This is a genomic window from Micromonospora sp. WMMD980, from assembly GCF_029626035.1.
Taxonomy (GTDB): domain Bacteria; phylum Actinomycetota; class Actinomycetes; order Mycobacteriales; family Micromonosporaceae; genus Micromonospora.
In genome coordinates, this window is the sequence record NZ_JARUBE010000003.1 from 1,807,979 (window position 1) to 1,821,640 (window position 13,662).

A 13,662-nucleotide genomic window follows, 5' to 3' on the forward strand; every position below is an offset into this window, starting at 1 on the left:
GGCGTCGAGGGGCGCCGGCCCTACCGGGAACGACGGGCGTGGCGCGCGACGACGGGCAGCGGCGTTCTCATCGTTCCTCCCCGTCGTCGACCCACTCCAGCAGGTCGCCGGGTTGGCAGTCGAGGACCCGGCACATCGCCTCCAGGGTGCTGAACCGGACGGCCCTGGCGCGGCCGTTCCTCAGCACGGCGACGTTGGCCGGGGTGAGCCCGACGCGTTCGGCGAACTCGCCGACGCTCATCTTGCGCCGGGCCAGTTCGACGTCGATGCGCACGACGGTGGGCATCAGATCACCGCTTCCATGTCGGTGCGCAGCGTGGTGGCCTGCCGTAGCAGCGCGCGCATCACGACCATCAGCAGCCCCAGCACGCTGACCCCGGTGCTGAGCAGGACGAGCAGCGGCGGCAGGCCCGGGTCGTCGGCGTGGAAGCCGACCCGGAGGAAGACACCGACCAGGCTCACCCAGCCGGCGGCGATCGCCCAGACGATGCCGTCGACCCAGGCCAGGGACGCCTCGGTGAAGATCCGATCGTGTGTGACCAGAGTGAGGAGGTGCCAGGTGCAAACGATCACCACCTGCACGCAGAGTGCCCAGAACACCGGGACCGCGGTAGCCGGCCACCGGAGAGATGCGTCGTCCGGGTTCTCCCGGGCCATGTGCGCGAACTGCCCGGGCGGCGACATCGTCTGGAACAGCACCAGGATCCCGAACAGAAGGACGAGGAAGGCACGGAGTGCGATGACCGCGCGCTCGGTAGTCAACCTGTATCGACTACCGCTCGCAAACTATCGAAAGTCAATCGATCCACTGTCATCCGGTTGACGCCAGCGTGACCGGGACGCGCACCAGATCGACCCGGGAACCGTCCCGCGCCGACACCTGGAACACCTCCACCACGCCGGCTCCGGCCGCCGCACGCCGGTAGCGGACCGCCACCCGGTACGCCCCCCGGCAGCCGGAGCCGCACGAGGCCGTGGTGAACCCGGTGCCGACCTCCCGGCCTGCCGCGTCCAGCACCCGCACGCTCACCGTGGCCTCGAGGACGTCGGCGGTCCCGGTGACGGTGACCGGGCTGGCAACCCGGTCGCCGCTCGCCGGGGCGGTCACCACGATCGGGGGCAGCAGATCGGCGTAGTCGTCCCGGCCGGTCGTCGCGCCGGCCGGGGCGAAGGCGACCCGCCGGACGGTGGGGAACTGGGTGAGCGTCCAGACCACCTGGGCCCGTCGCATCCGGACGGCGCGGCTCCGCCGGCGTCGAACCCCGGTGGCGGAACCACTGTCGCGACGCCGCCGACGATGCGGGTCACCTCCGCGCCGGCCGGCACCAGGGTGGTCAGGCCGTCGACGCGTTCCGCCGGGGACGGGCCGGCGGCCAGTTCGGCGAGCGCCAGGCGGGACGTGGCGACGGTGGCGGGAAGCGCGTGCCGGGTGGGCGCGAGCCGGCCGGCCCGGACGAACCAGAGCTGGACGTCCAGCGTTCGGTCCGGCCCGCCGGACGAACGGAGGGTCGGCGTACCCGGACCGGCCGGCGGGCCGGCGTCGGCGGCGCGCGTCGCGGGCGGACCCGGCGCGGCGGTGGTGGCCGACGGGGCGGTGGTGGCCGACGGGGCGGCCGGCACCGGCCCGAGGGCGCCGGTGCGCGGCGGGGCACAACCGGCGGCGACCAGCAGCAGCGCGACGAGGGGTGGGATCAGGCGTCGCATCAGGTGTCCCGGGTGGCATCGAGCGGCAGGGCGAGACGGAACCGGGTGCCGTGACCCACCTCGCTGGTCACGTCGAGCCGGCCGCCGAGCAGCCGGGCGTTCTCCCGGGCGATGGCCAGCCCCAGCCCGCTGCCGGGTCCGGTGCGGGCCGGGTCGACCTTGTAGAAGCGCTCGAAGATGTGGGCCAGGTGCTCGGCGGGGATGCCGGGGCCGTGGTCGGCCACCTCGACCACCAGCTCGGCGCCGGCGCGGCGAACCTCGACGCCGAGCCGGCCCCCGCCGTGGGTGATTCCGTTGTCCACCAGGTTCGTCAGGATCCGCTCCAGCCGGCGCGGATCGGTCACCACCGGCGACGCGTCCACGGCCACCGCGACCCGGGCGCCCGGGTCAGCGGCGGTGATCCGCCGCAGCAGCGCCGCGACGTCCACCGGGCGCACCGCGAGCGCCTCCCGCCCCCGCGTCCAGACGGGAGATCTCCAGCAGGTCCTCGACCAGCCGACGCAGCCGGACCACGTCGGCCACGAGCAGCTCGGCCGCCCGCACCGCGCCGGCCGGGAGGGCGTCGATCTCGTCGGCCAGCAGCAGCTCGGCGGTGGAACCGGGGATCCGGCCCCCGACGACCAGCAGGTGGGGCCGACCGGGGGTGCGCTGGAAGTCGAGCTGCCCGGCGGCGACGGTGGCCCGCAGGCCCGCCCCCGGCGTGGGCGCGTACCGGGGGTTGGAGGCCCGGGTCCCGCCGGCGACGAGCAGCACGTGCCGACCGGCCTCCTCGAAGCTGGCCAGCAGGTCGGCGCGGCGGGCCTCGGTCAACGGCAGGAACTGGGCGGCGACCACCAGTTGGTAGCGGGCGTCGGCGGCGGCGCGTTGCAGCGAGCCGTCGAACCGGGCCTGCCGCAGCATGAGATAGGAGCCGGCTGCCGACATCCCGGCGGACAGGCCGGCGACCAGCACGAGCGCGACGACCAACCGGCGCCGCAACCGGCCGGGTGCGACAGTGCCGGCCGCCACGGCGCGCTCACCCCGTCGCCAGCTTGTAGCCGGCGCCGCGAACGGTGCGGATCAGGGCCGGCGCGCGGGGGTCGTCCTCCACCTTGGCGCGCAGGCGCTGCACCGCCACGTCGACCAGCCGGGAGTCGCCGAGGTGGTCGTACCCCCAGACCCGGTGGAGCAGCAGCTCGCGGGTGAACACCTGGCCGGGACGCCGGGCCAACTCCAGGAGCAGCCGGAACTCGGTGGCCGTGAGGGTGAGTTCGCGCCCCCGGAGGCGGGCCTCGAAGCGCGCCGGGTCGATCTCCAGCGGACCGGCGGTCACGGTGGCCTCGGGCGGCGGCGCGACGGTCCGGCGGAGCACGGCGCGGACCCGGGCGACCAACTCCGGAAGGTCGAACGGCTTGCGGAGGTAGTCGTCGGCGCCGCACTCCAGGCCGACCACCACGTCGATGGTGTCGGTGCGTGCGGTGAGCATGAGGATCGGCACCCGACTGGTGCGCCGGATCTCCCGGCACACCTCGAATCCGTCCAGCCGGGGAAGCATCACGTCGAGCACGATGAGGTCGGTCGGGCCCGCGCGCCAGACGGCGAGGGCGGCCGGGCCGACGGCGGCGGTGGTCACCCGGAACCCGGCGCGGCGCAGGCCGAGAGCCGACACCTCCCGGATGGAGGCGTCGTCCTCGACGACCAGCACGCGGCCCTCCACGATCACCGAGGGTAGTCCTGCGCAACCTCGGACGGCGTGGGCGGATCGGACGGTGCCGAGGGACCGACCGGCCCCTCGGCACCTCGCCACGTGGTTCACGCCTGCCACTGGTGGGCGACGTCGATCACGATCCGGCTGTGCGTGCCGGGACCGCTGAGCACGACGACGCGGAACGGCAGTTGGGCGCGGACCCCCACCGCGACGGTGGTGTAGCCCTCGAAGCTGCCCCCGAAGACGACGTCGCGCGACGTGCGGGAACCCAGCGCGGTCCCGGCGTGCTCACCGACGCGGTACGGCACGGTCGCGACGTGTCCGGCGTCGTACGCGGGCGCCCGCAGCGACACCGACAGCAGCGCCCCGCCGGCGGTGTAGGGGCTCAACGCGAGGCCCTGCCCCTCGGTGTACGTCTCGCCGTAGGCGACGGAGTAGCCGTTCACCGGCCCGGCGAACTCGAAGACGACCCGGTCCCAGCAGTCCTGCCGTTCGGTGGCGACGCCGACCAGCGGGGCGGCGCTCAGGGTGCCGGCCGACTTGGCCGTGCTGCCCCAGGTGATCCCGCAGTACGGCGCTGCCGCGCTCGCGCCGCTCACGCCGACGACCAGGCCGCCGAGCAGGACGACGAGCGCCAGCAGTGTTCTCCTCAGTCTCATGGTGACCTCCCGTGTGCCGGGACCCCCTTCCGGTGTCCCTGCCCCGACGGTCGACGGGCCCGGCAACAGCGCCTTCGCAGCGGCGTAACCGCCGGGTAACAGCCGGCCTCACCGGTCGTCCTCGCCGGTGACCCGCTTCCGGGCGCGGTAGAGCGGCAGCCAGGTCAGCGCGGCGCCGATCGCCCCGGCCCAGAGCGAGGCGCGTGGTCCGGCGTACTGGCCCAGCAGGCCGGCGAGCCCGGCGCCGACCGCGATGGCACCGGTCAGCAGGAACCGGAACGTGGCGTTCATCCGGCCGAGCAGCCGGTCCGGGGTCACCCGCTGCCGCAGGCTCACCCCGATCACGTTACCGATGCCGGTCCGCCAGGCCAGGGCCAGCCAGCCGAGACCGGCCGACCAGAGCCACGGTCCCCGGTCGATCATCGCCACCAGCGCGCCGGCCGGGGCGACCAGCAGCCCGGGCAGCCACAGCGTGCGTCCGGCGCCGATCCGGGCCGCCAGCGGGCGGGCGGTCGTCGCGCCGAGCAGCGCACCTACCCCGCCGACGGCCAGGAAGAGGCCGAGCGCGCCGGCGCCGAGCCCGAGTTCTCGCAGAAAGACCACGGGCAGCATGGTGGTCATCAGGTTCACCGTGAGGTTGATACCGGCCAGGGAGACGGCCAGTGGACGCAGCACCCCCCGGCCCAGCACGTGCCGCACCCCCTCGCTCAACTCCCGACCGAAGCCGCCGGCTGGCCGCGTGCCCGTGCCGACCGCCGCGCGACGGACCCGGGTCAGGACCAACGCGGCGAGCAGGTGGGTGACCGCGTTCAGGGCCAGCGCGAGGGGCGCGCCGAGCGCCTGCACGAACAGGCCGCCGAGCCCTCGGCCGCCGATCTGGACGGTGGCGTTGGTGGTCATCAGCAGCGAGTTCGCCGCCACCAGGCGCTCCCGGCCGATCAGCTCCGGCAGGACGCTCTGCGACGCCACGTCGCCGAAGACGGTGGCGACGCCGACGAGCAGCACCACCGCGTAGAGCTGGCCGAGCGTCAGCCCGCCCGCCCACCAGGCGAGCGGGACCGAGGCGTGGAGCGCGGCGCAGGCCAGGCCGGCGGTCACCAGCACGGTGCGTCGGGGGGTCCGGTCCACCCACACCCCGGCGGGCAGGCCGATCAGCAGGAACGCGGCGGTGCTCAGCACCGCGAGCAGGCCGACCTGACCGGGCGTGGCCGCCAGCACCGACACGGCCAGCACCGGTACGGCGAGCTGCCCCACCTGGAACCCGACGCTGTCGACGAGGTTGGCCGTGTAGACGTGGCGGAACGCGCGGGGCCAGCGGGCGGGTGAGGCGGTGGTCATGCCGGGAGCCTGTCCCGTGTCACCGGCGGCGGTCGACTAGTTTGAGCCTGGTCGAATCCGGGAGGCGGCGGTGCTGCGGGTCGCGTTGGGAGTGCGGGATCTCGCCGGGGTGCGCTTCGCGATCTCGCCGCTCTGGGAGGTGGTCGCGAGCGTACGGGCGCTGCGGATGCCCGAGTTCTTCCCGGCCCACCACCTCTGGCGCGACCAGGTCGCGCCGCGACTGGCCGAGGTGGACTGGCGCCTGCTCGCCGACCTGGTGCCGGAGCCGACCGTGGTGATCCCGGGCTTCGTCTGTCCGGCGCCGCCGGCCGCGCTGCCGGCGCTGGAGACGGAACTGGCCGCGCTCGTGGCCACCCCGCCGGCCGTGGTCCGCGCCGGCTTGGCCGAACTGCCGGGAGCCCGCTCGCCCCGGCTGGCCGCCTTTCACGCCGACCCGACGGCCGGGCTGGCCCGCCTGGCGTCGGTGATCGGCGACTACGCGGCGGTGGCGATCGCGCCGTACTGGCCGCGCATGCGGTCCCTGCTGGAGCGGGAGATCATGGTGGCGGCCGGGCGGATGGCGACCGACGGGCTGCGCGGCCTGCTCGACGGGATCGACAGGCACGTGTCCTGGGACGACGGCATGCTGCGCGTCGATCACCTGACCCGCGCCGGCGCGGTCGACCTGGGTGGTCGCGGCCTGGTGCTGGTCCCGTCCGTCTTCGCCGGGGCGCGGGTCTGGTCCAACCTGACCGAGCGGCCGACTCAGCCGCTGCTGCGTTACCCGGCCTCGGCCGTCGGCACGCTCTGGGAGCGCAGTGCCACTCCGGCCAGCGTGGCGCTCACCCGCGTGCTGGGTCGGACCCGCGCCACCCTGCTGCACGAGCTGGCGGTGCCGGCCTCCACCACGGAACTGGCCGGGCGCTGCGGGTTGAGCGCCGGCACGATCTCCCACCATCTCACCGCGCTGCGCGACGCCGGTCTGGTCGGCACCCACCGGGCAGGGCGCTACCTCCTGTACGCGCGGACCGGCCCATCGGAGGCGCTGATCCACGCCACCGGCTCACCAGGCTCACGTGGATCGTGATCCGTACCGTCTGGTGGTTAGTACGGCAGCCGCCATTCGTGATCATGGTGGGAATTCGAGGTTGAGGCGGCGGGCGTAGTGGGCTCGTTTGGCTCGTGCTTGGTGTCGGCGTCGCCATGTTGACCAGCGCAAACGGTAGGCGATGCTGCGGGTCGGCCGGATGAGCAGGATGTTGATCAGGCGGCGGATCTCGTTGACGGTCAGCTCGATCATGTCGGGTTGACCGTGACGGTCTGCTGTTCGGGCGTCGGCGGCGCAGATCGCGAGGACCGCGAGGGCTGCCAGGGCCAGGGTGGTGAACCGGTGCCAGGACGTCCAGCGGCGGACTTGGTGCTGGTCAAGACCGACCTGACCCTTTCCGGCCTGGAACGATTCCTCCACGACCCAACGAACTCCCGCTACCCGCACGAGCTGGGCGAGGGTGGCCGGGCCGGGTGTCCAGCAACGGTAGAAGGCCAGCTCACCGGTGGTGTTGTTGCGGCGGATCAGCAGACTGTGCCGGCCGTCGTCGTCCGAGTCGCCGTCGGCGCCGACGTCGGTCAGCCATGCCCAGTCGTAGAACCGTGGCCCTTTCGACCCGTCGCCGGCACTGCGCCGGGTCCACGCGGTGGCAGGCAGGTCGGCGGCCAGCCGGTCGGCGCGACAACGGGTCTTCCCGCCGTCGATCGGCACGAGATGATCGCAGGAGACCGCCAAGACGTAGCCGAGGCGCAGTTTGCGCAGTTCACCCCGCAGCCGAGTGTTGTTGCCGTAGGCCTCGTCCGCGGCGACCCATCGGGCCGGGACCAGGGCTTGAACAGCGGCGGTGATCATGTCGTCGGCCAGCTCGGATCGGGTGGCGAACGCGACGTCGTCCGGGACGCCGGCCTGCTCACACCGCTGTCGATCGTCGGTCCAGGACTTCGGTAGGTAGACCCGGCGGTCGATCAGGGTGTGGCCGTGTCTGCTCGCGTAGGCCAGGAACACGCCAACCTGCGCGTTCTCGATCCGCCCGGCGGTGCCGGTGTATTGGCGCTGGACACCGACGGTGTGCACACCTTTTTTCAGATCGCCGGTCTCGTCAACGACGAGGACCCCGTCGGGGTCGCCAAGCCGGTCGACGACGACCTGTCGCACGTCGTCACGCACCGCGTCGGCGTCCCACTTCGCCCGATACAGCAACCTCTGCATCGCGTCCGGCCGGCCATGCCCGGCCTGCTCCGCCAACTGCCAACACGTCTTGATTTCGATATTCGTGAGCAGCCCTGTCACGAACGCCGCCGCCGCCCGCCGCGGCTCCACCCGCCCGAACCGTCCCGCGAACGCATCGCACACCCCGGCCAGGACCTGCCGCCACCGGGCAGGGTCTACGCTGTGGCACGCGGCCACCGCCAGATCTGAAGTTATGTCCACAGCAGACAGACGATCACGCGGTGGCCGCACCTCGTCTACCGACCCCCACCAGCAACATCTCAAACGGCGGCTGCCGTATTAGAAAGGGGCCCCTCCTCTACCGAATCCGTTAAAAGGGGGCCCCTCCTTACTCGGCTCAGCCGTACACCGGATGCTCGGCCTGGAAGGCCAGCCGGTGGTCCGCGCCGGCGGCCAGCTCGGCGAGCACGTCGTCGAGGTCCAGGAACGTCTGCCACGCCTCCTGCCCGGTGATGCCGGCGAGCCGGTCCACCACGAGCTGCTCCAGGTCGGTGACCCGGCGGCCCTTCCAGACCTTGTCGGCGAGGCTGACCAGCAGGTCCTCCAGTTGCACGCCGGGGGAGCGCCAGTCGGCGTGGGTGGCGGCGAAGCGGGCCCGCTCCTCGGGCACGCCGAAGCGCAGCAGCAGCTGGAAGCCGGCCTCCTCGTGCGCCGAACCGGGGCCGGTCAGCTCGCCCGGGTGCTCGACCTTGCCGATGTCGTGCACGGCCGCACCGAACAGCACCGCCTGCCGGTCGAACGGCACCGCGGCGAAGCGGTCGGTGAACGCGGCGGTGAGGTGCCAGGCCACGTCGTGCACCAGCCGCAGGTGCGCGCCGAGCCGGGGTGGCGCGGCGAGGGCGTCCAGCAACTCGACCGCCACGCCCGGCAGCGGGAGAAGCGGCGGGTCGCCCGGGTCGGTCAGGGCACGGCGCAGCGCGTCGGAGGTCACCGGGGCGAGGGTACCGGCTGTCCCGGCCGGTCACCCCGCGTCCTGGCCGAGTGGCTGACGGTGAACGGTCCGCTCACCCGATCCCCCGGCGAGCGTCCGATCAGGAGGGTGGGGCGGACGTCCATCACGGGGAGACCAGATGACCGCATTGAACCGCCGTACCCTGCTGCGCGCCGCCGCGCTCACCGGCGCCGCCGCCGCGACCGGCCTGTCCGGTGGCCTCGTCGCCGCCGCGCCGGCCTCGGCCGACCAGGTCGTCAACGGGCCGTGGCTGGTGAGCGTGGGCTGGGGTGTGCTCCAGATCGACCCGGGCCACACCACGCCACGGTCGCTGCTGCCGGACGGGGACCACGCCAAGACCTCGCCGGACGGCCGGTACGTGGCCTGGGTGAACAACGCGTGGTCGGGTGACGGCACGCTGCTGCCCTACGTGGCGGTGCACGACCGCGTCACCGGCACGAAGCGCACGCTGCTCGCCGACCCGCCCGGCGTGCTGTACGGCGCGCCGACCTGGTCGCCGGACGGCCGCGAGATCGCCCTGGTGACGGGGAGGGACAGCGACACGCTGATCGCGGTCGACGTGGCGACCGGCGGGACCCGGGTGCTGGCCCAGGGCCACGCCATGGGTTCGCCGGACTGGTCCCGGGACGGCTCGATGATCGTCATGCACTGGCGCAGCCGCTCGGAGGGGCCGCAGCTGCGCGTGCTGGAACTGGCGACCGGCACGGTGCGGCGGCTCTACGCCCCGCTGGCGGGGGAGCGCTTCAGCGGGCCGGTGTTCACGCCCGACTCCGAGCGGGTGGTGTTCTGCACCACCCGCTGGTATCCCGACCTGCAGAGCCGGAACCAGTCTCTGGCGTCGGTGCGGATCGGCGGCGCCGGGCTGAAGAAGCTCACCGCCGAGCCTCGGTTCTATCTGTCGCCGGTGTTCTCCCCGGACGGGCGCTACTGCGCCGCGCTGTCCGTGCCGCCCACCAACCCGGAGCCGGACGGCGGCAACATCATCGTCGCCACCAGGGGTCTCGACGCCGAGTGGTGGATCGCCGGTGACGAGTACGACGACTCCTCCCGACTGGACTGGGCGCGGGCGATCTGATCCGTCCGCACCGACGCGGCGGCCGGCCGGCGGCCGCCGCGTCGGCGTATCCGGTGTGGATGTCCACGCGGTTGGGCGCGCGCGGTGCGAGGCTGGGGGAGGACGCCGCCGAGGGGGCCGGCGACCGCCGGGGAGGTGCGATGGTCGAGCCGCCGACCGGGACCTCGGCCCACCGCGCGCAGGCGCACGGCCGGCACGCCAACCATCACCGCTACCACGACGGCGCGCAGGTCGACGGGTACGTCGACGACCCGTACCATCGGGTGCGCCGTGCCGTCGCGGCCCGGCTGGTGGCCGAGGGGGTGACCGGCGGCGGCCCGGTTCTCGAACTGGGGTGTGGGTCACGCGGCATGCTCGACCCGGTCGCGTTGCCCGGGCCGCTGGTGCTGGCCGACATGGCCGAGGCCGCGCTGGGCACCGCTCGGCGGGCCGCCGGCGGTCGGGCGACGCCGGTCTGCCTGGACGCCACCCGGGGGCTGCCGTTCCGGGCGGGCAGCTTCGCCGGCCTGCTCGCCGGTGAGCTGATCGAGCACGTCTACGACCCGCTGGCGCTGCTGCGGGAGTGCCACCGGGTGCTGGCCCCGGACGGCCTGCTGGTGCTCACCACGCCCAACCTCGCGCCGGTGCAGGACCGCCTGGCGTTCCTCGCCGGGCGGGCGCCGCGCCAGGTCGACCCGCTGCACCCCTACCTGTGGCTGCACATCCGTCCGTTCACCGCGTCACTGCTGCGGCGCACCCTGCGCCGGGCGGGGTTCACCCCGCTGGCGATCCGCTCGAACGAGGTCGTCTGGCGACTGCCCGGTGGCCGGTGGGTCACCTCGCGGTGGCTGGCCCGGGCGGCGCCGGGGCTGGGCGGCTCGCTGATCTGCGCCGCCCGGCGGCGCGCCGCGCCGCCACCGGCCCGGAACAGGGCGTGATCGCGACATTGACAAAGGGCTATCATGGAGGCTCCGTCGTTCGACCGGGGGATGTCATGGCGCGCCTGCTCGGTTGGGTCGTCACCAATCTCGACGCGTTCATCGGTCTCGTGCTGGCCGTCACGGTCGCCGTCCTGGGCCTGACCAACGCGGTCAGCCAGGACGTGGTCAACAGCGCCATCCTGCTGGTCCTCGGCCTGCTCGCGCAGGCGGTGCTGCGCGACCGGCTGCGCCGCCGCACCGCCGAGCAGGAGGTCCGCCAGGTCATCGTGGACACCCGGGAGCGGCTCACCGACCTGGTGCCGCCGATGCGCGAGCTGACCGGCCCGGAGGGCGCGCTGAGCCGGGCCCGGGAGGCGATCCACAGCTCCTCCATGGTGCGGGTGCTGCACGGCAGCGAGGTCGGTCAGGCGCTGGCCGAGGCGCGTCAGCACACCGACAGGTGGGACTTCAAGGGCGGCACCGGCACCTACCTGCGCGCGGTGACCCTGCCCGAGTGCCTGCGACTGGCCCGCCGCCGCAACGCCACCCTCACCGTCGCCGTCGAGATCATCGACCCGACCGACGAGGAGGTCTGCGAGCGGTACGCGCGTTTCCGGCGCAGCCTGGAGTCGGACGAGCCGACCGGGCGGACCGAGCCGTGGACGGTCGACCGCACCCGCAAGGAGTCCTACGCGACGGTGCTCGCCGCCTGCTGGCACCTCCAGCGGTCCGGACTGCTCACGGTCGACCTGCGGCTCACCGCGCAGATGACCACCTTCCGCTACGACCTCTCCTCGTCCTGCGTGGTCGTCACCCAGGAGAACCCGCAGACTCCGGCGCTGCGCATCGACCGCGGCGAGGTCTACTACAACCGGTTCAACATCGAGCTGGACTACAGCCGCCGGCAGAGCCGGCGGGTGCCGATCGAGTCGGCCGGTCAGGTCCGGCTCGACGACGAGCCGTCGGTCGAGCAGGTACGCCGGCTGTTCGGCGCGCTCGGGCTGGCGCTGCCCCGCTCCTTCGGCGACCGGGAGGTCGCCGACATCGTGCGCAAGGCCCTCCAGGCGAGGAACCCCTACACATGACGAGCTACGCCGACCTGGCACGGGAGATCGACCGGGGCGCCCGGCCGGAGCTGCTGCGCGACTGGGTCCTCGACGTGCTCGGCGACATCGCCGACGGCCGGCGGCCACTGCGGGCGGTCCGGCATCCGCTCGGCTTCACCTGCCTGCCGGTGGAGCGCGACGGCGCGGACGGCATCTGCGTGCACGCCTGGCCGGGTGAGCCGCCGCCGGTGCGCCCGAGCACCTCGGCCATGCACTCGCACAGCTGGGACCTGCTCAGCCACGTGCTGCACGGCACGGTCCGCAACGAGCTGATCGACGTCACCGACACGTCCGACGACCCGTCCTGGCGGGTCTACCAGGTGCACAGCCTCGGCGAGGTCGACGAGGTGGCCGCCACCGACCGGCTGGTGACCGCGGTGACGGCGACCGTGGAGACGCACTCCGCCGGCGACTCGTACGCGCTGCGTGCCGGCGGTTTCCACACCTCGGAGGTGACCACCGGTGGGCCGGCCGTCACCGTGGCGCTCGGCCGGACCACTCCCGGCGCGTGCGACCTGAGCCTCGGCGCGGTGGACGGGCGCAGCCACCGCGTACGCCGGGACCGCTGCGACGCGGCGGAGACGGCGCGGATGGCGCGGCAGATCGCGCGACTGGTGGCACGGGGCTGACTGGCTGGAGGAGCCATGGACGTGGAGCCGAACAGAGGCGGGCCCGACCTGCGCGACGCGCACCGGTTCGCGGTGCAGGCGGCCCGGGCGGCCGGCCGGCTGCTACGCCGGGGCCTCCGGGAGGAGGTGCACGCCCGGGCCAAGGACGACTCCGGCGACGTGGTCACCGACCTCGACCTGGCCGCCGAGCGCCTGATCGTCGACCGGATCCGGGCCCGCTGGCCGGAGCACGGCGTGATCGCCGAGGAGGGCGGCGAATACGCCCCGGACACCACCTGGGCGTGGCTCGTGGACCCGCTCGACGGCACCAACAACGTGGCGATCGGCCTGCCCGCTTACGTGGTCGGCATCGCGCTGTGCGAGCGCGGCTCTCCGGTGCTCGGCGTGGTGCACGATCCGATCGCCGGCCGGACCTGGTCCGCGGTGCGCGGCCAGGGGGCCTTCGTGCACGGTTCCGACCCGGTGGGCTGCCGGCTGCGCGCCGCGCACCGGCCGGTGCCGGCCGCGCCGGTGTTGGCCTGGACCCAGGGGCACGGGGTACGCCGCGACGACAGCACCGCCCGGGCGTTGAAGGTCGTCCTCGACTCCACCGCCCGCCGGGTGCTGCAACTGTGGGCGCCGCTGCTGGCCTGGGTGATGTTGGCCCGCGGCGACATCGACGGAATCGTCGGCTACCGCCCCGAGTCGGTCGACCTGCCGGCCGGGATGCTGCTGGCGGCCGAGGCGGGGATGGCCGTGCGCGCGTTGGACGGCGGCACGTTCGACGACCGTTACGGCGTGCCGGCGGACCGGCGCAGCTTCGTTGCCGGCCCGCCGGAGACGATCGACCGGCTGGTCAAGCTGGTCACCGCGGCCCAGTGGATCGAACCGCAGGTGCGCCGACTCACCCCGGTCAGCCTCGGCTCGGTCGGGTGGTGAGACGACCGGCGGCGTGGCCCTGCAGCCGGTCGGCCAGGAAGTCGTCCCAGGTCCGCACACCCCGCGTCGCGTCCGGCCGAGCCAGGTTCGCCCCGTCGCGGTAGGCGCGCCCGACCCGGCCCGGAATTCGTAGCGGCGGTCGCAGCCGTCGCCGGCCGGTGGCCGTCAGGTAGCCGGCCAGCAGCTCGTCGAGGCCGAGTGTGGCCGGGCCGGCCAGGTCGGGCGCCAGCCCGGCCGGCGCGCCGAGCGTCAGCGCCCGGCACAGCACCGTGCTCACCGGCGCGACGGAGGTCGCCGGGCAGGCCACCACGTTCGGTCGGCTCTTCCCGTACGCCCGGCCGGTGCTCGTCAACGGCGCCGCCGGGGTGCTGGTGAGCGCCGGCGGCCGGCCGCTGTCGGTGATGGCGTTCACGGTCACCGGCGGGCGGATCGCCGCCG

Annotated in this window: 17 protein-coding genes; 6 read left to right on the forward strand and 11 right to left on the reverse strand. The window is 74.0% G+C overall.

Annotated features, from left to right (window positions below; all coding sequences use genetic code 11):
• Positions 1-67: 67 nt before the first annotated feature.
• The 8 genes from O7618_RS08715 to O7618_RS08750 all read right to left on the reverse strand — a co-directional run bounded on the left by O7618_RS08715 (position 68) and on the right by O7618_RS08750 (position 5,388).
• On the reverse strand, positions 68-286 hold the full coding sequence (locus O7618_RS08715; protein WP_278105489.1) for a helix-turn-helix transcriptional regulator: 219 nt from the start codon (positions 284-286) through the stop codon (positions 68-70).
• A complete protein-coding gene (locus tag O7618_RS08720; RefSeq protein ID WP_278105490.1) occupies positions 286-762 on the reverse strand; it encodes a DUF2975 domain-containing protein in 477 nt (158 codons plus the stop codon). The genes O7618_RS08715 and O7618_RS08720 overlap by 1 nt, the downstream gene beginning before the upstream one ends.
• 49 nt (positions 763-811) lie before the next feature.
• Positions 812-1,231: a Gmad2 immunoglobulin-like domain-containing protein gene (locus O7618_RS08725; RefSeq protein WP_278105491.1), complete on the reverse strand. Its 420-nt coding sequence runs from the start codon at positions 1,229-1,231 to the stop codon at positions 812-814.
• A 472-nt stretch (positions 1,232-1,703) separates the two neighbouring features.
• Positions 1,704-2,141 (reverse strand): ATP-binding protein, encoded by a 438-nt coding sequence (locus O7618_RS08730; protein WP_278105492.1) that lies wholly within the window; start codon positions 2,139-2,141, stop codon positions 1,704-1,706.
• A complete protein-coding gene (locus tag O7618_RS08735; protein WP_278105493.1) occupies positions 2,092-2,712 on the reverse strand; it encodes a hypothetical protein in 621 nt (206 codons plus the stop codon). Before O7618_RS08735 ends, O7618_RS08730 begins: the two co-directional genes overlap by 50 nt.
• A 7-nt stretch (positions 2,713-2,719) precedes the next feature.
• Positions 2,720-3,400: a response regulator transcription factor gene (locus tag O7618_RS08740; RefSeq protein WP_278105494.1), complete on the reverse strand. Its 681-nt coding sequence runs from the start codon at positions 3,398-3,400 to the stop codon at positions 2,720-2,722.
• Positions 3,401-3,495: 95 nt separating this feature from the next.
• Positions 3,496-4,050 carry a hypothetical protein gene (locus O7618_RS08745; RefSeq protein ID WP_278105495.1) on the reverse strand — a complete coding sequence of 185 codons (555 nt, stop codon included), beginning with the start codon at positions 4,048-4,050 and terminating at the stop codon, positions 3,496-3,498.
• A gap of 108 nt (positions 4,051-4,158) precedes the next feature.
• Positions 4,159-5,388 (reverse strand): MFS transporter, encoded by a 1,230-nt coding sequence (locus O7618_RS08750; RefSeq protein WP_278105496.1) that lies wholly within the window; start codon positions 5,386-5,388, stop codon positions 4,159-4,161.
• Positions 5,389-5,458: 70 nt separating this feature from the next.
• On the opposite strand from O7618_RS08750, the gene O7618_RS08755 reads away from it, so the two are divergent.
• Positions 5,459-6,454: a DUF5937 family protein gene (locus tag O7618_RS08755; protein ID WP_278105497.1), complete on the forward strand. Its 996-nt coding sequence runs from the start codon at positions 5,459-5,461 to the stop codon at positions 6,452-6,454.
• Between the two features lie 42 nt (positions 6,455-6,496).
• Here O7618_RS08755 and O7618_RS08760 read toward each other — a convergent pair whose 3' ends face one another.
• The gene (locus tag O7618_RS08760) at positions 6,497-7,777 is read right to left on the reverse strand and encodes an IS701 family transposase (protein WP_278103967.1); all 1,281 of its coding nucleotides are present in this window, start codon (positions 7,775-7,777) and stop codon (positions 6,497-6,499) included.
• 205 nt (positions 7,778-7,982) lie between these two features.
• Positions 7,983-8,576 (reverse strand): HD domain-containing protein, encoded by a 594-nt coding sequence (locus O7618_RS08765; protein WP_278105498.1) that lies wholly within the window; start codon positions 8,574-8,576, stop codon positions 7,983-7,985.
• A 139-nt stretch (positions 8,577-8,715) separates the two neighbouring features.
• Here O7618_RS08765 and O7618_RS08770 point away from each other — a divergent pair, with 139 nt between their 5' ends.
• Genes O7618_RS08770 through O7618_RS08790 form a run of 5 tightly spaced genes read left to right on the forward strand, consistent with a single transcriptional unit; the run spans position 8,716 to position 13,224 of the window.
• Positions 8,716-9,672: a hypothetical protein gene (locus O7618_RS08770; RefSeq protein WP_278105499.1), complete on the forward strand. Its 957-nt coding sequence runs from the start codon at positions 8,716-8,718 to the stop codon at positions 9,670-9,672.
• Between the two features lie 59 nt (positions 9,673-9,731).
• A complete protein-coding gene (locus tag O7618_RS08775) occupies positions 9,732-10,589 on the forward strand; it encodes a class I SAM-dependent methyltransferase (RefSeq protein WP_278105500.1) in 858 nt (285 codons plus the stop codon).
• Between the two features lie 56 nt (positions 10,590-10,645).
• Complete coding sequence (locus O7618_RS08780) at positions 10,646-11,656, forward strand: hypothetical protein (RefSeq protein WP_278105501.1); 1,011 nt, start codon at positions 10,646-10,648, stop codon at positions 11,654-11,656.
• Positions 11,653-12,306 (forward strand): hypothetical protein, encoded by a 654-nt coding sequence (locus O7618_RS08785; protein WP_278105502.1) that lies wholly within the window; start codon positions 11,653-11,655, stop codon positions 12,304-12,306. Before O7618_RS08780 ends, O7618_RS08785 begins: the two co-directional genes overlap by 4 nt.
• A 15-nt stretch (positions 12,307-12,321) precedes the next feature.
• Positions 12,322-13,224 (forward strand): inositol monophosphatase family protein, encoded by a 903-nt coding sequence (locus O7618_RS08790; protein WP_278105503.1) that lies wholly within the window; start codon positions 12,322-12,324, stop codon positions 13,222-13,224.
• Here O7618_RS08790 and O7618_RS08795 read toward each other — a convergent pair.
• Positions 13,199-13,642: a hypothetical protein gene (locus O7618_RS08795; RefSeq protein WP_278105504.1), complete on the reverse strand. Its 444-nt coding sequence runs from the start codon at positions 13,640-13,642 to the stop codon at positions 13,199-13,201. The two genes, O7618_RS08790 and O7618_RS08795, sit on opposite strands and share 26 nt — an antisense overlap.
• Between the last annotated feature and the right edge of the window lie 20 nt (positions 13,643-13,662).